Source organism: Komagataeibacter kakiaceti JCM 25156 (assembly GCF_000613305.1).
The window spans coordinates 1-700 of sequence record NZ_BAIO01000833.1 but is presented as its reverse complement, the minus strand read 5'-3'; the positions used below and the strand labels follow the sequence as shown (position 1 = coordinate 700).

General features: G+C 67.0%; 1 protein-coding gene. It reads left to right on the top strand.

From position 1 onward, the window contains the following. The first annotated feature begins 254 nt into the window (after positions 1-254). A complete protein-coding gene (locus tag JCM25156_RS19335; RefSeq protein WP_242402756.1) occupies positions 255-539 on the top strand; it encodes a hypothetical protein in 285 nt (94 codons plus the stop codon). The last annotated feature ends 161 nt before the right edge of the window (positions 540-700 follow it).

The following is a 700-nucleotide window of genomic DNA, read 5'->3' as shown; positions in this document are numbered from 1 at the left end:
CAGCCGAGCAGGGGATCAAGCCGCCGCTCTGGTCGCGTCCGCCCGCGGGGTCCTTGCGGCCTACGAGGACATGATTGGCACTCCGTGGAAGCCCTACACGGCCAGCAACGCCCGCACCATCGACCAGCGGGCCGCAGCTGCCGAGATGGACGCCCTCGGCTTCTGACCGACCCGGCCGGACCCACGGCGGGTCCGGCCACCCACGGCAAGGTACCTTTCCGCAAGGATCGACCCGCATGAGCGAATATGAATCCATGGCAGACCGCGATGAAGCCCTTGCGCTTTCGCGTGCTGCGCCCCACCACGCCTGGGTCCTGACGGACCGGGACGTCTGGCATCGCAATCCTTTTTATCATGGCCCGGAAATGCCACACCCTGAAGATGACGGCGCCCATGACTTTATTGCCGACCACGGCATCGACGCATGGCGGGAGGCGACCAGGGCCGCAAGGGCCGCAGCCATCGCCGCAGCCGAAGCGAAAGCGCGCGAGATCGCGGATGCCCCCGACCCCTGGTGGCCTGACGATCCGACGCCTTGAGAGACTATGCCGCAGGAGCGGAAACCGGGTTCCTGCTTCTGGTGTCCGGGGTCACCATCGTGCTTGCAAAAAAATGCCCTGACACCAGCATGCCGTCGCGAGGCGCCCGCCTCAAGCCCGCTGCGCGCCGCGCTTCGCGCGGTGAGGACACGCCCCTTTCA